This is a genomic window from Streptomyces diversicolor, from assembly GCF_057537855.1.
The window spans coordinates 130,403-154,578 of record NZ_BAAJXA010000010.1; the positions used below are offsets into that span (position 1 = coordinate 130,403).

Here is a 24,176-nt window from a genome sequence, read left to right on the forward strand (position 1 = left end):
CGGCGTATTTCATGGTCAGGAATGCACGACGGGCCGTGATCGTTGACGATGGTGGTACCACCTGTCCGCAACCGAAGGATCAAGAGCTCGTGAGCAGCAAGGTCCCCCCGATCATCCTCAACAACGGCGTCGAGATGCCCCAGCTGGGCTTCGGCGTGTGGCAGGTGCCGGACGACGAGGCCGAGCGGGCCGTCGCCACGGCGCTGGAGGCCGGGTACCGCAGCATCGACACAGCGGCGATCTACGGCAACGAAGAGGGCACCGGCAGGGCGGTCGCCGCCTCCGGGCTGCCCCGCGAGGACATCTTCGTCACCACCAAGCTCTGGAACGGCGACCAGGGGTACGACGCGACACTGCGCGCTTTCGACGCCTCACTGGAGAAGCTGGGCCTGGACTACCTCGACCTGTATCTGATCCACTGGCCGCTGCCGTCCCGCGGCACGTCCACCGACTCCTACAAGGCGTTCGAGAAGCTGTACGCCGACGGCCGCGTCCGCGCCATCGGCGTGTCCAACTTCCTGCCCGAGCACCTGGAGCGGCTGATCGCCGAGACGTCGGTCATCCCCGCGGTCAACCAGATCGAACTCCACCCGCATCTGCAGCAGCGCGCGGCCCGCGAGTACCACGCCGAGCAGGGCATCGCCACCGAGGCGTGGTCGCCGCTCGGCCAGGGCAAGGGCCTGCTGGGGGTGCCGGCGATCGTGGCCGTCGCGCAGAAGCACAATCGCACTCCGGCCCAGGTGGTGCTGCGCTGGCACGTCCAGCTGGGCAACATCGCGATCCCGAAGTCCGTGACGCCGTCCCGGATCAAGGAGAACATCGAGGTCTTCGACTTCAGCCTGGACACCGAGGACCTGGCCGCGATCGGCGCGCTCAACGAGGACAGCAGGCTGGGCCCGGACCCGGCGACGTACGACCCTCGCTGAGCCAGCCCGGACCGGGCGTTCCGCACGCCCCGCGGCGCGATTCCCGCACCGCGGGGCGTACGCGTGCCGAGGGGTGCCCGCATACCGAAGGGTGCGCGCGTGCCCCGGGGGCGACCGCGTGCGCAGGCTGCGCGCGTGCCGAAGTGTGCGTGCGTGTCGCGGGGGCGTCCCCGTGCCGAAGTGTCCCGCGTGTCGCGGGGGCGTGCGCGGGCCGAAGGGTGGCGCGTGCCGCGGGGGTGTCAGTCGGGCCGTACGTCCGCGTGTACGACCTCGAACTCCTCCAGCGCGGTCACGCGCGCATGCGCCTTGGCCACGCCCTCGTGCCGGGCGACCGCATGGCCCGACCGGGACGCGGCCAGTGCGGCACGGTCGACGAAGACTGTGCCGACCATGCCGCGTCCGCGCTCCCGGTCCACGGACAGGGACGCGCCGGCGACGCCGCGTGCCGCTTCGAGCCGCGGCAGCAGCGACGCCCGGAAGACGTCGGTGAGCAGGTCGGCATCGGCGGGGTCGAACTCCAGCCTGGTGACGCGCAGTCCGCCGCCCACCCGGGGGTGCTGGAGCACATGGAGGGCCGCCACCTCGTAGTTGTCGACCGTCACGGTGCCGGCGAACGGCTCCAGGAGCGCGGCCCGCTTCACGCGCATCACCTCGTCGCTGTTGTGCCGGTCGGCCGCGGTGGCCCACCAGCTGGCCGAGAGCAGCTTGCCGAGTTCCCGGTCCACGAAGACGCCCGCGCCGCGGTAGCCGGGGCGGTCCGCGAGCAGTTCCCGCCCGGCCGTGTTGAGGGCGCGGAGGGCCGCGTCGGTCTTCGTGGGGTCTCCGGTCGCGTACACCGTGCGGACGAACATGCCGCCTCACCTCCGCGGAAGCCGGGTAACGGCGCGGGCCCCGAGAATCCACCCCCCAAGGATCCGGACATATCCGCTTGACCCAGTCTTGACCGCGGCACCGACCGCCGCAAACGGCACGGACGACACACGGTCGCGCCAGGGACTTGACGAGAGCACGTAAAGAAGGCCACCTTGGAGCGCACTGGTAAGGAAACTTTCCTAACAGAGAAGGGTCCCCCACAGTGCGCATGCGACCACTGACCCTCACCGCGGCCTCCGCAGCCGCCCTGCTCGCGGCCGGCGTGCTCCCCGCGAGCGCATCGGCCGCCCCCACCTCGGCCCAGGAGGGCACCGTCAGCGCGGCCGCCCTGCTCGCCAAGGTGACGTCCTGTCAGCAGATCTCCAACGGCAGGTACCGGACCGACGAGGAGACCTCGGCCACCATCCCCGTGTGCGGCAAGAACGGCGCGGTGTTCTGGAAGGCCGACATGGACATCGACTGCGACGGCCAGCGCACCGCCAACTGCAATGAGAGCACCGACCCCTGGTACCAGGACGACACGGCCTTCCACCAGTCCGACGGCAGGCCGCTGAAGGCGGACACGCTGCCCTACGTCGTGGTGCCCAGCCCCAGCGGCATCTGGAACTACGCGAACGCCGGCATCAGGGGCGGCGGCGTGGTCGCCGTCGTCTACGCCGGCAAGGTCGAGTACGCGGTCGTCGGCGACACCGGCCCCACCGGGATCATCGGCGAGGCCTCGTACGCCACCGCCAAGGCGCTGGGCATCGACCCCGACCCCGAGACCGGCGGCGCCGACTCCGGTGTGACCTACATCCTGTTCCAGAACTCGCAGGTCTCCCCCATCGAGGACCACGGCGCAGCGGTCGCCCTCGGGGACCGGCTGGCCAACCAGTTCCTCCAGAACAACTGAGCCCGCGGCCGGCACGGTGGACGCGCCGATCGGGAGCGCGGTCCCGGCACGGGCAGCGTCGGGGCTGGTCGCGCAGTTCCCCGCGCCCCTTCGGGGCGCGAGCCCCGTCGTGACAGCGCGCCGTCGGCAAAGGACGCGGGCGCGGTCGACGTCAGCGCGGACGGGCGGTACGTCGCACGCCGCGCCCCGGACCGCGACGGCGTGTGCACATCACACCGCGGCCCCGGCAGAACGCCTAGGCCGGGCGGACGGCCGTGTACACGGTCTGGGCGGACAGCACGAACACATCCGCACGCCGGTGCACGCTCGCGGGGTCGGAAGGATCGAGGAGCCGGTCAAGCGTGCCGCGGTCATCCGCGTCGAGGCTGTCGGCGACGACGTCACGCAGCCGGCCGAGGCTCCCGGCAACGTGCGCGCGTGCCTGGTCGGAGACCGGCGCGGGCAGGTCGAGCAGGAAGCTGCGGGTGCCGGTGTGCCGCAGGCCCGCGGACGCCAGCAGGGCCGGCCAGTCCTCGGTCTCGGCGACGCTGCCCGGCAGTTCGGCCCGCATCCGGGTGAACCACTCCTCCTGCACCGCGTCGAGCCTGGCCTGCAGCCCGGGCCGTCCGATGCCGATGTCCCGGGGCAGGAAGCGGCTGGGCAGGCCGCCCTCCAGCAGGGCCAGCGTGCCGCCCGGTGCCAGCCGGGCGGCGAAGGCGGCGAGCGCGGCACGCTGGTCGGCGAGGTGGTGCAGGCTGCGGCCGGCCCACAGCAGATCGGCCGGGTAGGGCAGTTCACCGAGCACGCCGGGCAGTTCTCCGGCGAGGGTGTCGAGGCGGTCGGCGAGGCCCTGTCGGGCGGCGCGGGCGCGGGCCCGTTCCAAAAGCGGCTCCGATCCGTCCACCGCGAGCACCCGGGCCTCCGGGAACGCCTCGGCGAACAGGCATGACACCACGCCGGGGCCGCTGCCGGCGTCGACGATCATTCCGGGCCGTGGCGCCTCCTGGGCGAGCCAGGCCATGATCCGCCCGTACACCGGCGCGGACAGCTCGGCCTGGGTCTCCAGCATCGATGCCAGCTGGGCCCAGTCGGTGTCGGTCGCCCGCTGCCCGTGCCCGTGGGGGTGCTCATGGCCGTGGTGGTCGTGCTGTCGGTGCGCCATGCTGCTCAGCCTCTCGTCCGGATGCGGCCAGCGTGCGCCGACGCACCGTGCGGGCGCCAGTCCTGTTGCCGGTGCGGCAAAAGGCCGGGACGGCGCCGCGCGGGCGGGTGCGCATGCCGTCGGGCCGGCCCCCTGGGGGAACCGGCCCGACGGGCCGTCAGCACATCACGACAGCGGCGGGTAGGCGTTCTGCATCAGCTGCCGGAACTGGGCGGAGAACCAGTGCCCGGACAGCGGCGCGTTGGGCAGGGCACCCGACATGCTGTTGCCGTTGCGGGCGTTGCCCGTGTACGTCGGGTCGCACATGCGGTCGAAGCCCTTGCCCTCGTCGTTCGGGATGGCGCTGCTGGAGCCGTCGGACTCCCCCGGGGGCTTCATCCACACATAGGCGTCGATCCCGCTCGCCGGGCTGGCCTGCGGCCGCTCGCCGAGGCCGGCCCCGGACTGGTTGCACCAGTTGCCGACGTGGATGCGGCGGTCGTAGCGGCCGCCGTCGACGTAGGTGTCGACGCTGGTCTGCGCGCCGGGTCCGGTCGGCCGTGCGGTGCCGCCCCAGCCGTTGCGTGAGGTGTCGATGAGCATGCCGATGTTCGACTTGAAGCCCACCGAGACCAGCTGGTTGCGGAAGGCCTGCGCGAAGGACAGCTCGTCGACGTAGCGGTTCCAGTCGACCCACTTGGACTGGCGCACGGAGGTGCCGTTCACCGTGTCGTTGATGGTGAAGTTGTTCTCCTTCAGGGCGCTGTAGTTCGCCGTGTTGGTGATGAACCCGGCGACGTCGTCGACCGTGGCGCCCTCGCTGGTCGCCGCCTGCTTGAACAGGGTGGCGGACGGGGCGAAGTTGTCGTCCCAGCCGATCCAGCCGTGGTGGCCGGCGTCGAGGTAGTTGTAGACGTTCGGGATGGCGCCCAGCTTGGCGAGGGCGTAGCCGACGCCCTTCACGTAGTTGCCGTTGGCGAGCATCGTGTCGCACTGCGGGGTCGCGGTGGCGCGGCTGCCGGTGTTGGTGACGAGGTTGGGCAGCGAGTCGATCTCGATGGTGGTGACGATCCGCAGCGAGGCGTACTTCGGGTCGGCCAGGATCGCCGCGATCGGGTCGATGAACTGGGTCTTGTACTTGTCGATCTCGGTCGGGCCGAGTTCGCCGTTGGAGGCCAGGGCGGCGCAGTCCCGTCCGGGCAGGTCGTAGACGACGAGTTGGACGACCTCTTCGCCGCTGCCCTTCTGGGCGAGGGCCGCGTCCAGGTGGTCGCGCAGGCCCATGCCGCCGTTCACGCCGTTGATGGCGGCGATCCGGTCGAGCCAGACGCCGGTGGGCTGGTTGGAGACGCGGCTGCCGCCCGGCTCGGCCGCGGCCTTCGCGGACCACTCGGGGTTCACGTACACCTTGGCACCGGCGTACGGGTTGTCGACGCGTGAGCCGGTGCCGCCGCCGTCGTCTCCACCACCGCCGTCGTCACCGCCGCCGTTGCCGTCGTCGACGTTGCAGGTGACGCCGTCGAGGGTGAACGTGGTCGGGAGGGCGTTGCTGCCGCTGTAGGAGGCGTTGAAGCCGAAGCTGATCGAACCGCCGGTGCCGAGCGTGCCGTTGTAGCTCTCGTTGGCCGCGGTGACGGTCTTGCCGCTCTGGCTGAACTTCGCGTTCCAGCCGCTGGTGACGGTCTGGTTGCCGGCGTAGGACCACTTCACCGACCAACTGGACTTGGCCGCACCGTTGTTGGTGACGGTGACGGCGGTGGTGAAGCCGCTGTCCCACTGGTTCTGCACCTTGTAGTCGACGGTGCAGGGGACGGCGGAGATGCCGGCGTCCGCGGCCGGCGCGGACGCGAACGCCGTCCCGGAGGCGCCGGCGACCAGCGCCAGGGCGGCGAGCATCGCTGTTCTGGTACGACTCATGAGTGCGGGTTCCTTCTTCCTTCTCTCGGTGGTGTCCTCGGTGGTGTCCTCGGTGCCTTCCGCGGTGTTCTCGCGGTGCTTTCGCGTGTTCTCCTGGGGGTCACGGGTTGACGGCGCGCAGGTGATCGCGCAGCCCGATGCCGTACGCCGTGGGCGTACCGTCGAAGGAGGAGATCAGCGACGGGCCGGATGAGCAGTCCCAGGTGTTCCAGGTCCAGCCCAGATAGGACAGGTTCCGGTCGTCGAACCACTTCATGACCTGGTCGGTGAACCCGTGGGAGCAGGTGTTCTCGCCGATCTCCCCGGCCACCAGCGGCACGTGCGCCGCCACCGGGGCCAGCGTGGAGTTCCAGCAGCTCTCGCTCGCGCAGGTGTTGAAGTTGTACACGTGGTACGCGGCGACGAGATTGCCGGTCGGATCGGTGGGCCGGTAGGTCAGCCACTGGCCGAGGTCGTTGGAGTACGCGAGTCCGCCCGCCATGATGACGTTCTTCGCGCCCGTGCCGCGCACGGCGTCGACCAGGTCCTGCATGCCGGCCACCTCGTAGCCGATGCCGGGGCAGTCGCCGCCGTCCCGCCAGCACTGCCATGCCTGGGTGAGGGTGGGGGTGGCGCGGTCCGGGTACGGCTCGTTGAACAGGTCGAACACGGCCGCCGGATCGTCCTTGAAGGTGCCGGCCACCGAGGCCCAGAACGCCGGGGTGTACTGCATGTCGGGCATCGGTTTCTGGCAGGTGGCGTGCACGTCGGAGCAGCCGGCCGAGTTGCCGGTGTACTGGCCGTAGCTCCAGTGCAGTTCGAGGATCGGTGTCATGCCGTGCGCCTCGACGCGGGCCACCAGGTCCTTGACCGCGGCGATGTAGTTGTCGCCCGCGTACTCGGGCTTGATGTTGGAAAGTCCCAGCCAGCACTCCTCGTTGAGCGGGATACGGACCGCGTTGGCCCTCCAGTCGGCGATCGCCTTGATCGCCGCGTCGTCCACGGGGCCGTCCCAGATGCCATAGCCCTGCACGCACATGAACTCGCCGCCGGAGCGGTTCACGCCGAGCATGCGGTGCGCGGTGCCTTCGGCGTCCACGAGCTTGTTCCCGGACACGCGCAGTGCGGGTGCCGTGCCGTCACCGGGCGGATCGGTCGGCGGGTCGGTCGGTGGATCGGTAGGACCGGAGTCGACGTTGCAGACGGTCCCGTTGAGCTTGAACGTCGTCGGTACGGCGTTGCCGCCCGACCTCGTGGCGAGGAAGCCGGCGCTGACGCTCGCGCCGGTGCCGAGCGACCCGTTCCAGCTCTCGTTGACCGCGGTCACCGTGGTGCCGGACTGGGACCACTTGGCGTTCCAGCCCTGGGTGATCCGCTGGCCGCCCGCGAAGTCGAAGCCGAGGCTCCAACCACTGAGCGCGGCCTGGTTGTTGGTGATGGTCACGGCGCCCTGGAAGCCGTTGTCCCACTGGCCGGTGACGGAGTACTCCACCGTGCAGGCGGGGGTGGCCCCGGACGCCGAGACCACCGGCACCAGTGCGGTCGCGAGCAGGGTGACCGCACCGGTGACGGCTAAAAGTACTGAACGCGGGGGGTGTCGCATGAGCGACTCCTTGCAGATCGGGCGCGTCGTGACGGACGCGTCGACTGAATGGAATCGCTCCCACTGGTGCGAAGGAAGGTAGCGCCAAGTGACGGCAAAGAACAGAGGAGTCACTTGACTTTTCCGCGGCGGCGTTCATCGAATCTTTTCGACTCTTCAAGCATCTTGACCGCCCCCGGCCCCTTCCCCACTATGGGAGCGCTCCCACTGGTTCAAGCCTTGACTTCTCCGAGCCGCACAAGGAGGAACCAGCACCATGCATCCCGGACGCAGACGAAGAGCCGCACGGCGGTTATGGACCGCCGTGGTGGCGGCGCTCGCCCTGCCCCTGTCGATGCTCGCCACCGGCACGGCCCCCGCACAGGCGGCGGCCCTCCAGTGCAGCGTCGACTACAAGGCGAACGACTGGGGCTCCGGCTTCACCGCCGACCTCGCCCTGACCAACCGCGGCACGGACGCCATCAACGGCTGGACGCTGACGTACGCCTACGCGGGCAACCAGAAGCTCACGAACGGCTGGAACGGCACCTGGTCCCAGTCCGGCCAGACGATCACCGTGCAGAACGCCTCGTACAACGGGACGATCGCCGCGGGGGCCGCGGTGACCACGGGCGCGCAGTTCACCTACAGCGGCGCCAACACGGCCCCGGCCTCCTTCGCGATCAACGGCACCACCTGTGCCGGCGCCCACCAGCCGCCGGTCGCCGTGCTGACCAGTCCGAGCGCGGGCGCGGTCTACTCCCAGGGCGACGCGGTGCCGCTCGCGGCGACCGCGGCGGCGGCCGACGGCGCGACGATCAGCAAGGTCGAGTTCTACGACGACACCACGCTGCTCGGCACCGACACCAGCGCGCCGTACTCGCTCTCCGCCTCTGGCTTGACCGTGGGCAGTCATTCCTTGCTGGCGAAGGCGTACGACAGTCTGGGCGCCGCCGCCGAGTCCACGCCGGTCGGCATCACCGTCGCCTCCGGACCGGCCGTGGTCGCCTCCCCGACCCAACTCGGCATCCAGCAGGGGAAGTCGGGCACGTTCGACGTCAAGCTGTCCACCCGGCCGAGCGCCGATGTGACGGTGAGCGTGGCCCGCACGCAGGGCAACACGGGTCTCAGCGTCACCGGCGGGTCCTCGCTGACCTTCACCCCGGCCGGCTGGAACACCGCGCAGCGGGTGACGATCACGGCCGACTCCTCGGGCACCGGCACCGCGACGTTCACCGCCTCGGCGACCGGCCACGCCAAGGCGACGGTCACCGTGACGGAGCTGGCCGCGGCCAAGACGTACGACGCCCGCTTCCTGGACCTCTACGGGAAGATCGCCAACCCGGCGAACGGCTACTTCTCCCCCGAGGGCATTCCCTACCACTCGGTCGAGACGCTGATCGTCGAGGCCCCCGACCAGGGCCACGAGACCACCTCCGAGGCATACAGCTATCTGCTGTGGCTCCAGGCCATGTACGGCAAGGTCACCGGTGACTGGTCCAAGTTCAACGGCGCCTGGGATCTGATGGAGAAGTACATGATCCCGACCCACGCCGACCAGCCGACCAACTCCTTCTACAACGCCTCGAAACCGGCGACCTACGCGCCCGAGCTGGACACCCCGAACGAGTACCCGGCCCGGCTGGACACCTCGATCCCGGTGGGCTCCGACCCGATCGCGGGCGAGCTGAAGAGCGCGTACGGCACGGACGACGTCTACGGCATGCACTGGATCCAGGACGTCGACAACGTCTACGGCTACGGCAACGAGCCCGGCAAGTGCGAGGCCGGCCCCACGGCCACCGGACCGTCGTACATCAACACCTTCCAGCGCGGACCGCAGGAGTCGGTCTGGGAGACCGTCCCGCAGCCGACCTGCGACGCCTTCAAGTACGGCGGCACGAACGGGTATCTGGACCTGTTCACCGGCGACTCGTCCTACGCCAGGCAGTGGAAGTACACCAACGCCCCGGACGCCGACGCCCGCGCGGTGCAGGCCGCCTACTGGGCGGACGTGTGGGCGAAGGCGCAGGGCAAGGGCTCCGCCGTGTCGGCCACCGTCGGCAAGGCCGCCAAGATGGGCGACTATCTGCGCTATGCGATGTACGACAAGTACTTCAAGAAGATCGGCAACTGTGTCGGTCCCTCCAGCTGCCCGGCGGGCACCGGCAAGGACGCCTCGGACTACCTGCTGTCCTGGTACTACGCCTGGGGCGGCGCGAGCGACACCAGCGCCGGCTGGGCCTGGCGCATCGGTTCCAGCCATGTGCACGGCGGCTACCAGAACCCGCTCGCCGCGTACGCGCTCAGCTCGTACGCCGATCTGAAGCCCAAGTCGGCGACGGGCGCGGCGGACTGGGCGAAGTCCCTGGACCGGCAGCTGGAGTTCTACCGCTGGCTCCAGTCGTCCGAGGGCGCCATCGCGGGCGGCGCCACCAACAGCTGGCAGGGCCGCTACGCCACCCCGCCGGCCGGCACGTCGACCTTCTACGGCATGTACTACGACTGGCAGCCCGTCTACCACGACCCGCCCTCCAACCAGTGGTTCGGCTTCCAGGCCTGGTCGATGGAGCGGGTCGCCGAGTACTACCAGCAGACCGGCAGCGCCGCGGCGAAGACGGTCCTCGACAAGTGGGTCACGTGGGCGCTGTCCCAGACCACGATCAACCCCGACGGCACCTACCGGATCCCCTCCACCCTCCAGTGGACCGGCCAGCCCGACACCTGGAACCCGTCGGCGCCGGGTTCCAACAGCTCCCTGCACGTCACCGTCGCCGACTACACCGACGACGTCGGCGTGGCCGCCGCGTACGCCAAGACCCTGACGTACTACGCCGCCAAGTCCGGTGACGCGACGGCGAAGTCGACGGCGAAGGCGCTGCTCGACGGCATGTGGGAGCACCACCAGGACAGCCTGGGCATCGCCGTGCCGGAGACCCGCGCCGACTACAACCGCTTCGACGACGGCGTGTACGTGCCGAGCGGCTGGAGCGGGAAGATGCCCAACGGCGACGCGATCAACTCGTCCGCCACGTTCACGTCGCTGCGGTCCTTCTACCAGGACGACCCGGCCTGGTCGAAGATCGAGAGCTATCTGGCGGGCGGCGCCGCGCCCGTCTTCACGTACCACCGCTTCTGGGCCCAGGCGGACATCGCCCTGGCCATGGGCTCGTACGCGGAGCTCCTCGAATAGTCCCCGCCGAGCGCTTCGCGGGCAGGCCGGTGCCCAGCCGTGCCTCCCGCGGGCGCTCGAAGCCCCGCGTGCGCGACCCCGTCATACGGCGACGGGGTCACCGGGCCGGGCGGTCCCTCGCCCGCACCGAGGGCCGCCCGGCCGTCGCGTCCCTGCCTTCCGTCCCGAAGGGGGCGGTCCCGGACAAGGCCGCCCCGGAGAGGACCCCCACCGTGCGCAGAACCCGCATCCTGACGGCCGTGCTGGCGCTCGCCGCCGGCCTGCTCGCGGGCACCGAGCCCGCACTGGCCGCGCCCGCCCCGCGGGCGGCGCTCGCCGCCGACACCTACACCTGGCACAACGCCCGCATCGACGGGGGCGGCTTTGTCCCGGGCATCGTCTTCAACCGCTCCGAGAAGAATCTGGTCTACGCCCGTACCGACATCGGCGGCGCCTACCGCTGGCAGCAGTCCACGAAGACCTGGACGCCGCTGCTGGACTCGGTCGGCTGGGCCGACTGGGGACACACCGGCGTGGTCAGCCTGGCCTCGGACGCCGTGGACCCGGACCGGGTGTACGCGGCCGTGGGCACGTACACCAACAGCTGGGACCCGGGCAACGGGGCCGTGCTCCGCTCCGCCGACCGGGGCGCCACCTGGCAGAAGACCGATCTGCCGTTCAAGCTGGGCGGCAACATGCCCGGCCGGGGCATGGGCGAGCGGCTGGCGGTCGACCCGCACCGCAACAGCGTCCTGTACCTGGGCGCGCCCAGCGGCAAGGGCCTGTGGCGGTCGACCGACGCCGGGGTGACCTGGTCGCAGGTGACGAACTTCCCCAACCCCGGCACCTACCGGCAGGACCCGGGCGACACCACCGGCTACGCGAGCGACAACCAGGGCATCGTCTGGGTCACCTTCGACGAGTCCACCGGCACCGCCTCCACCGCCACGAAGACGATCTATGTGGGGGTCGCGGACCAGGACAACGCGGTGTACCGGTCGACGGACGCGGGCGCGACCTGGTCGCGGCTGCCGGGCCAGCCGACCGGTCACCTCGCGCACAAGGGCGTCCTGGACGCGCAGAACGGCTACCTCTACCTCGCGTACAGCGACAAGGGCGGCCCGTACGACGGCGGCAAGGGCCGGCTGTGGCGGTACGCGACCGCGACCGGCACCTGGACGGACATCAGCCCGGTCGCCGAGGCCGACACCTACTACGGCTTCAGCGGGCTGAGCGTCGACCGGCAGCATCCGGGCACCGTCATGGCCACCGCGTACAGCTCCTGGTGGCCGGACACCCAGATCTTCCGCTCCACGGACAGCGGTGGCAGCTGGACCAGGGCCTGGGACTACACGTCGTACCCGAACCGCTCGAACCGCTACACCATGGACGTGTCGTCGTCGCCGTGGCTGACCTTCGGCGCGAACCCGTCACCGCCCGAACAGACCCCGAAACTGGGCTGGATGACGGAGTCGCTGGAGATCGACCCGTTCGACTCGGCGCGGATGATGTACGGCACGGGTGCCACGATCTACGGCACGGAGAACCTGACCGACTGGGACGGCGGCGGCCGGTTCACGGTGAAACCGATGGTGCGGGGCCTTGAGGAGACGGCGGTCAACGACCTGGCCGCCCCGCCCTCCGGCGGGGCACGGCTGTTCAGCGCCCTCGGGGACATCGGCGGGTTCCGGCACACGGACCTGACGACGGTCCCGTCGATGATGTACACCTCGCCCACCTTCACCACGACCACCAGCCTGGACTTCGCCGAGACCAACCCGAACACGGTGGTGCGCGTCGGCAATCTGGACTCGGGCCCGCACATCGCGTTCTCCACGGACAACGGCGCCAACTGGTTCGCGGGCAGTGACCCTTCGGGGGTCAGCGGCGGCGGCACCGTCGCGGCGGCGGCCGACGGCGGCCGGTTCGTGTGGAGCCCGGAGGGCACCGGAGTGCGGTACACGACCGGGTTCGGCTCGTCCTGGTCGGCGTCGAACGGCATCCCGGCCGGCGCGATCGTCGAGGTGGACCGGGTCGACCCGAAGACCTTCTACGGGTTCAAGTCGGGCCGGTTCTACGTCAGTTCGGACGGCGGCGCGAGCTTCACCGGGTCCGCCGCGAGCGGGCTGCCGAGCGGCGACAGCGTGCGGTTCAAGGCACTGCCCGGCACCAGGGGCGACCTATGGCTTGCGGGCGGGGCGAGCGACGGCGCGTACGGGCTGTGGCACTCGACGGACGGCGGGACGAGCTTCACCAAGCTGGCGGGCGTCGAGCAGGCCGACACCATCGGCTTCGGCAAGGCGGCCACGGGCGCCTCGTACCAGACGCTGTACACCAGCGCGAAGATCGGCGGGGTCCGTGGCATCTTCCGGTCCACGGACAAGGGCGCGAGCTGGACCCGGATCAACGACGACGCCCACCAGTGGGGCTGGACCGGCGCCGCGATCACCGGCGACCCGCGGGTGTACGGGCGGGTGTACGTGGCGACGAACGGCCGGGGTGTGGTCTACGGCGACACCTCGGACCCGAGTGGCGGAGGCGGTGGCGGTGACGGCGGAGGCGGTGGCGGCGGTGGCGGCACCGACCCCACGCCGACCGGCGCGTGCGCCGTCAGCTACCGGATCACCAACCAGTGGTCGGGCGGCTTCCAGGCGGACGTGCGGCTCACCAACACCGGCACGAGCACCTGGTCCGGCTGGTCGCTGAACTGGTCCTTCCCGGACGGCCAGAGCGTCTCCCAGCTCTGGAACGCCGAGTACAGCCAGTCCGTTGCGACGGTCACGGCGAAGAACGTGGCCTGGAACGGCACGGTGGCCCCGGGCTCCTCGGTGGGCTTCGGCTTCACCGGAACCTGGTCGGCCGCCAACACAAGCCCGACGTCGTTCCGCCTGGCCGACCAGACCTGCACAACCCCCTGACCGTGGAGGGCGCGTGCCACCCGGCACGCGCCCTCGCTTTCGCGCTACGGCGTGTACACCGTGGGCCGCGGGGCCGTCGGCATGTTGTCGCCGATGAAGAAGCTGGGGTGCGGCGGTTGGTTATAGGCCGTGTTCTGTGAGGCCAGCGCCGTGCGGTACTGGGTGTCGTGCAGCAGCGTGGTGATTTTGGTGCTCGTCTCGTACGGCGTGGAGTAGATCCGCAGCGCCGTGTTGTCAGCGGTCGGCCAGATCACCTCCTCGCGCCAGTCGCCGAGGATGTCCCCGGACAGCGCCGGGGTCGCCTTGGTGCCGTTGTTGGAGTGGACCGCGGAGCCGGTCAGCAGGCGGGTGTCGGCCGAAGTGCCGTACTTGTCGATGTGGGTGCCGTCGAGGAGTTCCCGCACCGTGTCGCCGTCCCACCAGGACAGGAAGTTGGTGCTGGACGGCTTGCGGCTCGCCACCACGGTGCCCTTGGGGTTGCGGATGCCGCTGTCCGCCGCCGACCAGGACTCGGCGCCCGCGCTGCCCGCCCAGATGTCCCCGGCGACACCCCGGCCGTTGTCCCCGCCCGGCGGGGTGGACCAGAGGATCTGGCCGGTGCGCGCGTCCGCCATCCACGACGCGGGCTTCGAGCCGTCCTCGTCCACCTTGAACTCCTCAAGGCCCGCCCGGGACGGGTCCAGGTCGCCGACGTGCATGGCGTCGCCGTGGCCGTTCTTCGTCGTCCACAGCGCGTTGCCGTTGTCGTCGACGGCCATCGCGCCGTACACGATCTCGTCCCTGCCGTCGCCGTCGACGTCCGCGACGGACAGCTGGTGGTTGCCCTGTCCGTCGTAGCCCCGGCCGGTGTTGGTGGAGGAGTTGGTGTCGAAGGTCCAGCGGCGGGTGAAGGAGCCGCCCCGCCAGTCCCAGGCGGCGATCACGGTCCGGGTGTAGTAGCCGCGCGCCATGATCAGCGAGGGCCGTGAGCCGTCCAGGTACGCGGTCCCGGCCAGGAAGCGGTCGACGCGGTTGCCGTAGGAGTCGCCCCACGAGGAGACCGTGCCGCGCGCCGGAACGTAGTCGACGGACTGCATCGCCCGGCCGGTCTGCCCGTTGAACATGGTCAGGTACTCGGGGCCGGACAGCACATAGCCGCTGGAGTTGCGGTGGTCGGCCGCGGCGCTGCCGATGACCGCGCCGGTCCCGTCGGTGCTGCCGTCGGCGGTCTTCATGGCGACCTCGGCCCTGCCGTCGCCGTCGTAGTCGTACACCTGGAACTGTGTGTAGTGCGCGCCGGAGCGGATGTTGCGGCCCAGGTCGACGCGCCACAGCCGGGTGCCGTCCAGCTTGATCCCGTCGACGATCGTGTTGCCGGTGTAGCCGGACTGGGAGTTGTCCTTGGCGTTCGTCGGCTGCCACTTGAGGACGAGGTCGAGGGCGCCGTCGCCGTCGAGGTCGCCGACGGAGGCGTCGTTGGCCTCGTAGGTGTAGGCGACCCCGTCGGGGGTGGTGCCGCCCGCCGGCGGACTGATGGGGACGTCCTTGTAGCCGGCGCGGAACTGGATCGCGTGCACGGAGTCCGCCTGCTCCACGCCGCCCACGATCGCGCGGACCGTGTAGTCGGCCTGGGCGGGGGCACCGGCGTGGAAGTAGTCGGTCGCGCCGGTGACCGGCGTGGAGTTGACCTTCGTACCGGCGCGGTAGACGTTGAAGGAGACGTTGTCGGGGTCGGTGCCCAGCCAGCGCCAGCTGACCAGGTTGCCGCTGTCGGTGTGGACGCTGACGACGCCGCGGTCCAGGGCCTCGACCTGGCGGGCGGTGGCCGCCGCCGCGGTGCCGGCGGACAGGGCGGTGAGCCCGGCGCCGAGCAGTGCCGTCGTGGCGGTCACGGCGGCGAGGGCGGCGGCACGGCGTCTGCGGTACGGGTGCGGGTGGTTCACGTGGCGTACCTCCCGGAACGGGCGGACGGATGGATTCCTCCCTCAGTCGCCGCTGCCCGCGGGCACGTTGCCGCGCCTCTCGGCCAACCGGCCGCCACCGGCACGGCACCTCGCCCCGCCCGCACCGGCCCACCGACCTGGAAGTCCGCGTCGGGGCACGGCGGTTCGCGATGTGCACGGCCGACGGACGCGAGGGGCGCCCTGGCCGGAATCCGCTCCGTGCCCCGCACCGCCACGCACGGGGGTGGCGCCCCTGCTCACCCTGTCCGTTGCCTGACGAAGGCGCGGACCGTGAAGCGAGGGTCGGGGCGGGGGCGGTCCTGGTCCGGCAGACGGGCGAGGCCGGCGGCGAACCGTTCGGTGCGCGGGTCGCCGGGCCGAAGCAGGGTGAACCAGCCGCGTCGCAGGTCGGCGATGGTGCCGCGGGGGCTGCGGCCCTGGCCGAGGCCGGGGAAGGCGGCCTGTCCCGCGGGCCGCAGGCCGTGTGCGGCGGCATGCGCGGCCACCGTCTCGGCGGCGTCCCGGGCCGGGCGGCGCGGGCGCGCGGCGAGCACGGCGTCTATGTCGCTGCCGACGTCATGCGCGGCGGCCTTGTCGACGGTGGTGACATAGACCCCGCCGGGCCGCAGCACCCGGGCGCACTCGGCGACGACACGGCGCGCGCCGGCGTCGTCCGGCATCAGATGCAGCAGCCAGATGCTGGTGACCGCGTCGAAGGCGCCGTCGGGGAACGGCAGCCGGCGCGCGTCGGCCAGCACGATCCGGCCGGGCAGCCGGGCCGCGGCCAGCCGGGCCATGCCGTGGGCCAGGTCGGCGCCGATGACCCGCAGTTCCGGCCGGGCCGCCGCCAGCCGCCGGGTGACCGTCCCGGTGCCGCAGCCCACGTCGAGCAGCCGGCCCGCGTCCGCCGGCACCATGCCGAGCACCGTGTCGGCCGCCGCCCGCGCCCTTGGCTCGCCGCCGCGCGACGCGTCGTAGCGGGCGGCCTCCTTCTCGTAGTCGAGCACGTGGTTCAGTGTGCCCCGTGAGCGGGGGCGATGTCCTCCACTCGGCGGGCGAGTGCGAAGTCCTTCGCGGTGACGGCGCCGCCCGCGCTGTGTGTGTGCACGCTCAGCGACACCGAGTGGTAGCCGAGGGTCAGATCGGAGTGGTGGTCCAGCTCCTCCTGGATCTGGGCGATGTGCACGACCATCGCGGCGGCGGCGACATGCGAGCCGAGCCGGTAGGAGCGGGTGATGCGGTCCCCCTCCAGCGACCAGCCCGGCAGGTCGGCCAGCCGGTCCTCGATCTCCTGCTGCGACAGCGCTTCGACGGCCATGTCCCGGCTCCCTTCATGACGCCCCCCGTTACGGCCCCCCGTTCAGCCTCCCACGCCACCGCACTTCACACGAGCGCCACCGCCGGCACACACCCGCACACGCACCAGCCGCCGCACCGCACACGCACACCTCCCGGCCGCTCGACCACCCACTCGCCCCTGCGCCGTCCGCACACACCCGCACACCGCCGCACGCCTGCCGCACACTCCTGCGGTCCGCTCGGTTACGGTCGTGTTCATGGCCGTCAACGTCTCCGGTACCGCAGCATCCGTCGTTTCCGTCGACCGGGGAGGCGTCGGGCCCCTGTTGCGTGCCTGGCGGGAGCGGCGCCGGCTCAGTCAGCTGGAGCTGGCCCTGCGCGCCGGCTCCTCCGCGCGGCACCTCAGCTTCGTCGAGACGGGCCGGTCCCGGCCGAGCGAGGAGATGGTGCTGCGGCTGGCCGAGCACCTGGACGTGCCCGTGCGCGAACGCAACGCGCTGCTGCTGGCGGCCGGTTACGCGCCGCGCTATCCGAAGACCCCGCTGACCGACCCGGCGCTCGACGCGCTGCGCGAGGGCATGCAGCGGCTGATCGGCGGCCACGAGCCGTATCCCGCGCTGGTGGTCGACGCCACCTACACCGTGCTCGCCGCCAACCAGGGCGTCGCGATGCTGCTGGCGGGCGTCCCGGAGTCCCTGCTGACGCCGGCGCCGAACGCGATGCGGCTGACCCTGCACCCGCAGGGCCTGGCGCCCCGGATCCGCAATCTGCGCGAGTGGCGGGGGCATCTGCTCGCGCAGATGGAGCGGCAGATCGCCCTGCACCGCTCGGACGCGCTGCGCGAGTTGTACGAGGAGGTCGCGGCCTACCCGGTCCCGGCGCGGGCCGCCGAGGAGGAGACGGCCGGGCCCGTCGCCTACTTCGCGCTGCCGATGCGGATCGAGCACGAGGGCCGGGTGCTGTCCTTCGTGTCCTCGATCGCCACGTTCAACACACCGATGGACGTGACCGTCGCCGAACTGGCCGTGGAGACGTTTCTGCCCGCCGATCCGGAGACCGCCGAGTACCTGCTGTCCCGGGCGGGTTGACCAGAGTGTGACACTTCCGTCACGGCGGACCGGTGTGCGCGGCGGCGTCGCGTGGCACACTGCTCGCACATATCGGCGCACAGGGGAGGACGTGGGGTGAGCGAGCGGCGGCCCGCGCCCACCGTGGGCCAGGTGGTGCTCGGCAAGCGGCTCCAGGAACTGCGGGAGGCGGCCGGTCTCGGCCGGGACCAGGCCGCCCGGGTGCTGCGGGTGGCGCCGGCGACCGTGCGGCGGATGGAGACGGCCGAGGTCGCCCTGAAGATCCCCTATGTGCAGGTGCTCCTCACCACGTACGGCGTGCCCGAGCAGGAGGCCGCCGCGTTCGTCCGGCTGGCCGAGGAGGCCAACCGGCCGGGCTGGTGGCAGCGGTTCCACGACGTGCTGCCGGACTGGTTCAGCATGTACGTCAGCCTGGAGGGCGCGGCCCGCATCATCCGCTCCTACGAACCGCACTTCGTGCCCGGCCTGTTGCAGACCGAGGGGTACGCGCGCGCCGTGATGGAGGCCGGGACGGTCGGCGAGACCGGGCCGGACACCATCGAGCGCCATGTGTCCCTGCGGATGGCCCGGCAGCGGCTGCTGGAGCGGGACGGCCCTCCCCATCTGTGGGTGATCATGGACGAGACGGCGCTGCTGCGGCCGGTGGGGCCCGCCGAGGTGATGCGCGAGCAACTGGACAAGCTGCTGGAGTACTGCGCCCGGGACCGGGTCACGCTCCAGCTCGCCGAGTTCGCGTCAGGCCCGCATCCGGGGACGTACGCGCCCTTCACCCTGTTCCGGTTCGCCGAGCCCGAGCTGCCCGACATGGTGTTCACCGAGTATCTGACCGGGGCCCTCTACCTGGACTCCCGCAAGGAGGTCTCCCTGCATCTGGAAGTCCTCGACCACATGACGGCGCACGCCGCGTCCGCCCAGCGCACCGAGAAGGTCCTGCGGGAGTACCGCGAGAACCTGTGACCCGGTCTGCCCCGAAGGGGCGCGGGGAACTGCGCGACCAGCCACGACGATCCCCGCAGACGACCGACGGCGTATCGCGGCGCACCCAGCGGAGCGCTACGCCGCGCCGCCCTTGGCGTCGCGTTCGTCGTCGACGATCTCCGCGTCGACCACGTCCTCCTCGTCCGCCGGGCCGGCGCGTCCCGTGCCCTGCGTGCCCTCCGTGTGGGTCTGCTGCCCGGCCTGCGCGTACATCGCCTGGCCCATCCGCTGGCTGACCGAGGCCAGTTTGTCCACCGCGGCACGCAACGCGGCCGTGTCGGCGTCCTGTTCCAGCAGGGCCTTCAGCTCCGCCGTCGCCGTCTCCACCTCCGCCTTGGTGTCGGCGGGCACCCGGTCCCCGTTGTCCCGGATGAACTTCTCCGTCTGGTAGACGAGTTGTTCCGCCTGGTTGCGGGTCTCGGCGGCCTCGCGGCGCCTGCGGTCCTCCTCCGCGTACTGCTCGGCCTCCCGCATCATGCGGTCGATGTCGTCCTTGGGGAGGGCGGAGCCGCCGGTCACGGTCATCTTCTGCTCGCGCCCGGTGGCCAGGTCCTTCGCCGACACATGCATGATGCCGTTGGCGTCGATGTCGAAGGCCACCTCGATCTGCGGCACTCCGCGCGGCGCCGGCGGCAGCCCGGTCAGGTCGAAGACGCCCAGCTTCTTGTTGTACGCGGCGATCTCCCGCTCGCCCTGGTAGACCTGGATGCCCACCGAGGGCTGGTTGTCGGCGGCCGTGGTGAAGATCTCCGAACGGCGCGTCGGGATGGTCGTGTTGCGTTCGATGAGCTTCGTCATGATGCCGCCCTTGGTCTCGATGCCGAGCGACAGCGGGGTCACGTCCAGCAGCAGCACGTCCTTGACGTCGCCGCGGATCACCCCGGCCTGGAGGGCGGCTCCGACCGCCACCACCTCGTCGGGGTTGACGCCCTTGTGCGGGTCCTTGCCGGTGAGTTCCCTGACCAGGTCCGTGACGGCGGGCATCCGGGTGGAGCCGCCGACCAGGATGACGTGCTGGATGGCGGAGAGCTTCACCCCGGCGTCCTTGACCGCCTGGTGGAAGGGGGTCTTGCAGCGGTCGAGCAGATCGGCGGTGAGTTCCTGGAACTGGGCGCGGGTCAGCTTCTCCTCCAGATGCAGCGGGCCCGCGGCGGACGCCGTGATGTACGGCAGATTGATGCTGGTCTCCGACGAGGACGACAGCTCGATCTTGGCCTTCTCGGCGCCCTCGCGCAGCCGTTGCAGCGCCATCTTGTCGGCCGCGAGATCGATGCCGTTCTGCGCCTTGAACTTCTTGACCAGGTACTCGACGATCCGCTGGTCCCAGTCGTCGCCGCCGAGGTGGGTGTCCCCGTTGGTGGCCTTCACCTCGATGACGCCGTCGCCGATCTCCAGGAGGGACACGTCGAAGGTGCCGCCGCCGAGGTCGAACACGAGGACCGTCTGCTCCTCGCCGCGGTCGAGGCCGTAGGCGAGGGCGGCGGCCGTCGGCTCGTTGATGATCCGCAGCACCTTCAGGCCGGCGATCTCCCCGGCCTCCTTGGTCGCCTGCCGCTGTGCGTCGTCGAAGTACGCGGGCACGGTGATCACCGCGTCCGTGACGTCCTCGCCGAGATAGGACTCGGCGTCCCGCTTCAGCTTCTGCAGCACCCGCGCCGACAGTTCCTGGGCCCGGTAGCGGGTGCCGTCGACGGAGCCGCTGTCCGGGAAGCGCCAGCCCCCGTCGCCCATGTGCCGCTTCACGGAGCGCGCGGTGCGTTCCACGTTCGTCACGGCCTGCCGCTTGGCGACCTCGCCGACCAGCACCTCGCCGTTCTTGGCGAACGCCACGACCGACGGTGTGGTCCTCGCCCCCTCGGCGTTGGCCACGACGGTGGGCTCACCGCCTTCCAGGACGGCCACCACCGAGTTCGTCGTACCGAGATCGATTCCGACCGCGCGTGCCATCTCCGTCCCCTTCCACTCCACCCGGGCGTGCCCCGAATCCAGCACAAAACTTGAGTGGGCTGTTGTCAATGCCGGGTACCCCGGAAACGGGCGGTGCCGCGCCCCCGGGTGGGGACGCGGCACCGTGGCACGCCGGGGCTCAGGCGAGCTTCGCCGACAGCGTGATGGTCGTGCCGGTCAGCGCCTGGCTGACGGGGCAGTTCTTCTTGGCGTCCTCGGCGGCGGCGACGAAGGCGTCGTCGTCGAGGCCGGGGACCGTGCCCTCGACGGTCAGGTGGATGCCGGTGATGCCCTCGCCCGGCTGGAAGGTCACGTCGGCCGAGGTGACGAGCTTGGTGGGCGGGGTGCCGGCGCCGGCCAGGCCGTGCGACAGCGCCATGGAGAAGCAGCTGGAGTGGGCGGCGGCGATCAGCTCCTCCGGGCTGGTCCTGCCGTTCGCCTGCTCGGCCCGCGACGGCCACGACACCGGCTGCTCGCCGATGCCGGAGGAGTCGAAGGTGACGACGCCGTTGCCCTCAAGCAGGTTGCCTTCCCAGACGGTGTGTGCGGTGCGCGTGGTAGCCACGGTTGTTCCTTTCGCGTGTGGTCCTGGTGAGGGGCGCCCCCTTCCCGGCCCGTGCCGGGGGAGAGTTCCGAACCCCATCCGATCACATTCACGCCCGACGTACCTCGAAGACCCTGCCACCCGAGATGAACACCGGCCGACGTCCGCGGTCGGGGCCGTCCGGCTCGCGGGGCACGCGAAGCCGCCGAGCCCGGTCGGTGATGGTCGCCGCTGGGAGGGCGCGCGCCCCGCGCCGGTCGTGGGCGAGGGGCTTGCGCAGCGCGCCCGGCGGGTGGGTCCGGCGTGAGGGCGGGCGGGGCCGGTGTTCCGGTGGAGCGTGGGGTCAGGCGGCCTTTCGGTCGGACTCCGCCGTGGGCAGGGGGATCTGGGGGCCGCCGGACTCGTGCAGCCAGCGGCGCAGTACCTGGTGGAGGCGTTCCGCGCCGATCAGGGGGCGGCCGTCGTCGGCCGGTGCGGACAGCGCGAGGGGCGACAGCAGGAACGGAAGGGCCTGGGCGCCGCCGAGCCCGCCGTGCGAGCCGATCTGCTCCTCGAAGGCGAGGACTTCACCGTCGGCCGGATCGTACGCGGAGTTGACCATGATGTCGGCGGTGTGCGGAAAGGAGTGGGTGCGGCGCACGGCGTCCGCGGCGCCGGGCCCGAACCGGGCGAGCGGTCCCGGCTCCTCGTCGAGCCGGTCGAGCGGGATCTGCGCACCGTACGCGCCGAGGACCACCCCGCCGTGCTCCGCGCTGCGCACCAGCAGGAAGCCGATGCCCGGGTGGTTGGCGAGCGTGCCGAGCAGGGCGGGGTGGCGGGCGTCGATCTCCTCCTTGGTCATGCGGTGCGGCACGTCCGGGAAGGAGACAAGGCCGAGGTTGCCGGAGGCGAGCACGATCGGTTCGCAGCGGCGCCGCGCGGGCCGGTGCCGCTCGCCGCCCTCCTCGACCGGGCGGCGCAGGGCCGCGCGCACGGCCGCGCGCGCCTCCGCGCCGCTGTGGGTTCGTTCCGCGCGGCGCGAGACGGGCAGCCCGCTCCCGGCCCGGACCAGATCGCCGAGGGTGAGGCCGTAGCGGGCGCGGAAGGTCTCGCCGGGGCTCTGACCGTGGTCGGACAGGACGACGATCCGGTAGGGGCGCGGCGCGTGCTCGGCGACCTTCTCGATCAGCGCGAGCGAGCGGTCCAGGCGGTGCAGCACCTTCGCCGCGTCCTGGTTGTGCGGCCCGGAGTGGTGGGCCACCTCGTCGTAGGCGACCAGGTCGGCGTAGACGGCGGTGCGGCCGACGAGCATGTCGCCCACCACCGCGGCGACCACGACGTCCCGCTCGACCACGGTCGCGAAGGCGCGCACGAACGGGTAGAGCCCGCCGCGCCCCACGCGTGGCCGCTGCTTGCGGATCCGGGCCCGGGTGGACTGGCCGATCTCACGGCCGACCTCCGCGCAGAAGGACAGCGCGGTGCGCACGGCGTTGGCGGGGTCGGAGAAGTAGGCGAAGTAGCCGGCCCGGGAGCGGTTCTCCCGGCCGCGGCGGCGGGCCGCGATGGACAGCACCAGGGCCTGTTCGTCGGCGCCGCCGCTGAACAGGTTGCCGCGGCTCGCGCCGTCCGCGCCGAGCAGTCCGCGGTCGCCGGTGCGTTCGACGGCGCGGCGCTGGAGTTCGGCGGCGCTGGTCGGCCGGTTGCAGACCACCACCTCACGCTGGTCCTTCTCGTACCAGCGGAAGGCGGGCACGTCGAAGGTGCTGCCGTGCAGGATGCCGAGCTGGCTGGCGCCGGTCTGGCTCGACCAGTCGGTGTGCCAGGGGGTGAGCCGGTGGGTGGGGACCCGGCCGTCGCCCGCGCCGAGCCAGCGGCCGACGGTCGGCATCAGCCCGCTGCCCACGGCCTCGGTGAGCACGTCGTGGCCGACGCCGTCGAGTTGCACGAAGACGGTGCCGGGACTCGCCGCGCACGGCGGTCGGGAGCGGCGGCGGCGGTCGGCGAGCCGGTAGAGGCGGCGCCGGTAGGCGTCGTCGTCCCGGACGGCCAGCGCGGCTCCGGTGGCGGAGGCGACGGCGGACATCACGGCGGCCACGATGACGGCGGTCTCGGGGGCCACCGCGCCCCGGCCGGTGGGGTTGATGCGCAGCGCGACCAGGAGCAGCGAACCGTTGAGGAAGAAGACGAGCAGCCCGAGCACGAGCGCGGGCACGAGCAGCAGCAGCCGGACGAGGACGGGCCAGACGACCGCGGACAGCACGCCGAAGGCGCCCGCGCCGAGCGCGGCGGTGATGGCGATGCGGGTGGCGCTGTCGCCGTCGGCCGACTGGAGCTGGAAGTCGGGCAGGATCCCGGCGAGCACCAGCATGGTGAGCGTGGAGACCGCCCACACCGTGACGCTCCGCCCGACCTGACTGGCTATCCGCCGCCACTGCCCGCCACGCACTCCCCGTACACCTCACGTCCCGGCCCGTCGCCGGCGCGGGCCTTTCCGCCCCACCTTGTCATACGGCAGGTGTGTGCGGTGTGCGGCCGGGTCCGGCGTGACGCGGCGGTCACCCCCCGTCGTACCCGGCGGTGGGCATGGACAGCCGGCGGTGCACCCGAGCCTTCATCTGCGCGTCGTAGCGCGGTTCGGCCCGGCCCACGGTCTCCACGCGCACCCCGCGCCGCGCGCACTCCGCGGTGAACTGCTCGACCGAGGACAGGGCGCTCTCCAGGACCCGGCGGCTCGGCGCCACGAACACGTCCACACCGGGCCGCACCCCGTCCCACAGCACCTCGTGGTCCGGTCTGAGCCCGCGTACCAGCAGTTCCCTGGCGACGACGTACCCGTGCTCGGCGGCCCAGCGCGCGCACATCGCGTGCTGGCCGCGGGAGTCCACGAGGAAGGGATCCTCCTCCAGTTCCTCCAGCGGCGTCAGACTCGCGATCGCCGTGACCCGAACCGGTCCCATGGAGCCCCCCTCACCTCCGGGTTTCCCCGCCGACCCTACTCCTGCCCGTAGGCTTCGGGGAGTCGCACGAAGGAGGCGAAGAA

17 protein-coding genes are annotated in these 24,176 nt (G+C 71.6%); 6 read left to right on the forward strand and 11 right to left on the reverse strand.

The window, feature by feature from the left end:
• The first annotated feature begins 89 nt into the window (after window positions 1-89).
• Window positions 90-926, forward strand: coding sequence for an aldo/keto reductase (locus AC27LF_RS14240; protein ID WP_479662157.1), 837 nt, complete (start codon window positions 90-92; stop codon window positions 924-926).
• A 239-nt stretch (window positions 927-1,165) separates the two neighbouring features.
• Here the strand turns inward: AC27LF_RS14240 and AC27LF_RS14245 are convergent, their stop codons facing one another.
• Window positions 1,166-1,777, reverse strand: a complete 612-nt coding sequence (locus AC27LF_RS14245; protein WP_479662158.1) for a hypothetical protein — start codon at window positions 1,775-1,777, stop codon at window positions 1,166-1,168.
• Between the two features lie 224 nt (window positions 1,778-2,001).
• On the opposite strand from AC27LF_RS14245, the gene AC27LF_RS14250 reads away from it, so the two are divergent.
• On the forward strand, window positions 2,002-2,691 hold the full coding sequence (locus tag AC27LF_RS14250) for a glycoside hydrolase family 75 protein (RefSeq protein WP_479662159.1): 690 nt from the start codon (window positions 2,002-2,004) through the stop codon (window positions 2,689-2,691).
• 235 nt (window positions 2,692-2,926) lie between these two features.
• On the opposite strand, the gene AC27LF_RS14255 is transcribed toward AC27LF_RS14250, so the two are convergent.
• The 3 genes from AC27LF_RS14255 to AC27LF_RS14265 all read right to left on the reverse strand — a co-directional run bounded on the left by AC27LF_RS14255 (window position 2,927) and on the right by AC27LF_RS14265 (window position 7,310).
• The gene (locus tag AC27LF_RS14255) at window positions 2,927-3,832 is read right to left on the reverse strand and encodes a class I SAM-dependent methyltransferase (RefSeq protein WP_479662160.1); all 906 of its coding nucleotides are present in this window, start codon (window positions 3,830-3,832) and stop codon (window positions 2,927-2,929) included.
• 165 nt (window positions 3,833-3,997) lie between these two features.
• Entirely contained in the window at window positions 3,998-5,728 is a 1,731-nt protein-coding gene (locus AC27LF_RS14260; RefSeq protein WP_479662161.1) for a glycoside hydrolase family 6 protein, read from the reverse strand.
• Between the two features lie 100 nt (window positions 5,729-5,828).
• The gene (locus AC27LF_RS14265; RefSeq protein WP_479662162.1) at window positions 5,829-7,310 is read right to left on the reverse strand and encodes a cellulase family glycosylhydrolase; all 1,482 of its coding nucleotides are present in this window, start codon (window positions 7,308-7,310) and stop codon (window positions 5,829-5,831) included.
• 256 nt (window positions 7,311-7,566) lie between these two features.
• On the opposite strand from AC27LF_RS14265, the gene AC27LF_RS14270 reads away from it, so the two are divergent.
• Together AC27LF_RS14270 and AC27LF_RS14275 are read left to right on the forward strand one after the other, a co-directional pair.
• Window positions 7,567-10,482, forward strand: coding sequence for a glycoside hydrolase family 48 protein (locus AC27LF_RS14270; RefSeq protein WP_479662163.1), 2,916 nt, complete (start codon window positions 7,567-7,569; stop codon window positions 10,480-10,482).
• Between the two features lie 212 nt (window positions 10,483-10,694).
• Window positions 10,695-13,379 (forward strand): cellulose binding domain-containing protein, encoded by a 2,685-nt coding sequence (locus AC27LF_RS14275; RefSeq protein WP_479662164.1) that lies wholly within the window; start codon window positions 10,695-10,697, stop codon window positions 13,377-13,379.
• Between the two features lie 44 nt (window positions 13,380-13,423).
• On the opposite strand, the gene AC27LF_RS14280 is transcribed toward AC27LF_RS14275, so the two are convergent.
• The 3 genes from AC27LF_RS14280 to AC27LF_RS14290 all read right to left on the reverse strand — a co-directional run bounded on the left by AC27LF_RS14280 (window position 13,424) and on the right by AC27LF_RS14290 (window position 16,619).
• On the reverse strand, window positions 13,424-15,301 hold the full coding sequence (locus AC27LF_RS14280) for a rhamnogalacturonan lyase (protein ID WP_479664360.1): 1,878 nt from the start codon (window positions 15,299-15,301) through the stop codon (window positions 13,424-13,426).
• Between the two features lie 257 nt (window positions 15,302-15,558).
• Window positions 15,559-16,308 (reverse strand): class I SAM-dependent methyltransferase, encoded by a 750-nt coding sequence (locus tag AC27LF_RS14285; RefSeq protein WP_479659649.1) that lies wholly within the window; start codon window positions 16,306-16,308, stop codon window positions 15,559-15,561.
• A 5-nt stretch (window positions 16,309-16,313) separates the two neighbouring features.
• Window positions 16,314-16,619 (reverse strand): 4a-hydroxytetrahydrobiopterin dehydratase, encoded by a 306-nt coding sequence (locus AC27LF_RS14290; RefSeq protein ID WP_479659648.1) that lies wholly within the window; start codon window positions 16,617-16,619, stop codon window positions 16,314-16,316.
• A 238-nt stretch (window positions 16,620-16,857) separates the two neighbouring features.
• On the opposite strand from AC27LF_RS14290, the gene AC27LF_RS14295 reads away from it, so the two are divergent.
• Window positions 16,858-17,688 carry a helix-turn-helix domain-containing protein gene (locus AC27LF_RS14295; protein ID WP_479659647.1) on the forward strand — a complete coding sequence of 277 codons (831 nt, stop codon included), beginning with the start codon at window positions 16,858-16,860 and terminating at the stop codon, window positions 17,686-17,688.
• A gap of 96 nt (window positions 17,689-17,784) precedes the next feature.
• Entirely contained in the window at window positions 17,785-18,645 is an 861-nt protein-coding gene (locus AC27LF_RS14300; protein WP_479659646.1) for a helix-turn-helix domain-containing protein, read from the forward strand.
• 96 nt (window positions 18,646-18,741) lie between these two features.
• On the opposite strand, the gene dnaK is transcribed toward AC27LF_RS14300, so the two are convergent.
• From dnaK to AC27LF_RS14320, 4 genes are all read right to left on the reverse strand, one after another.
• The gene (gene dnaK / locus AC27LF_RS14305) at window positions 18,742-20,613 is read right to left on the reverse strand and encodes a molecular chaperone DnaK (protein ID WP_479659645.1); all 1,872 of its coding nucleotides are present in this window, start codon (window positions 20,611-20,613) and stop codon (window positions 18,742-18,744) included.
• A gap of 139 nt (window positions 20,614-20,752) precedes the next feature.
• Window positions 20,753-21,178 carry an OsmC family protein gene (locus AC27LF_RS14310; RefSeq protein ID WP_479659644.1) on the reverse strand — a complete coding sequence of 142 codons (426 nt, stop codon included), beginning with the start codon at window positions 21,176-21,178 and terminating at the stop codon, window positions 20,753-20,755.
• A 322-nt stretch (window positions 21,179-21,500) separates the two neighbouring features.
• A complete protein-coding gene (locus AC27LF_RS14315) occupies window positions 21,501-23,582 on the reverse strand; it encodes a phage holin family protein (RefSeq protein WP_479659643.1) in 2,082 nt (693 codons plus the stop codon).
• A gap of 109 nt (window positions 23,583-23,691) precedes the next feature.
• A complete protein-coding gene (locus AC27LF_RS14320) occupies window positions 23,692-24,093 on the reverse strand; it encodes a hypothetical protein (protein ID WP_388714554.1) in 402 nt (133 codons plus the stop codon).
• Window positions 24,094-24,176: the final 83 nt, after the last annotated feature.

Bases quoted from the DNA above. Each gene is read 5' to 3' on its own strand.
- AC27LF_RS14265 (WP_479662162.1), bottom strand. From the start codon at position 7,310: ATGCGACACCCCCCGCGTTCAGTACTTTTAGCCGTCACCGGTGCGGTC.
- AC27LF_RS14295 (WP_479659647.1), top strand. From the start codon at position 16,858: ATGGCCGTCAACGTCTCCGGTACCGCAGCATCCGTCGTTTCCGTCGAC.
- AC27LF_RS14245 (WP_479662158.1), bottom strand. From the start codon at position 1,777: ATGTTCGTCCGCACGGTGTACGCGACCGGAGACCCCACGAAGACCGAC.
- AC27LF_RS14270 (WP_479662163.1), top strand. From the start codon at position 7,567: ATGCATCCCGGACGCAGACGAAGAGCCGCACGGCGGTTATGGACCGCC.
- AC27LF_RS14260 (WP_479662161.1), bottom strand. From the start codon at position 5,728: ATGAGTCGTACCAGAACAGCGATGCTCGCCGCCCTGGCGCTGGTCGCC.
- AC27LF_RS14290 (WP_479659648.1), bottom strand. From the start codon at position 16,619: ATGGCCGTCGAAGCGCTGTCGCAGCAGGAGATCGAGGACCGGCTGGCC.
- AC27LF_RS14255 (WP_479662160.1), bottom strand. From the start codon at position 3,832: ATGGCGCACCGACAGCACGACCACCACGGCCATGAGCACCCCCACGGG.
- AC27LF_RS14320 (WP_388714554.1), bottom strand. From the start codon at position 24,093: ATGGGACCGGTTCGGGTCACGGCGATCGCGAGTCTGACGCCGCTGGAG.
- dnaK (WP_479659645.1), bottom strand. From the start codon at position 20,613: ATGGCACGCGCGGTCGGAATCGATCTCGGTACGACGAACTCGGTGGTG.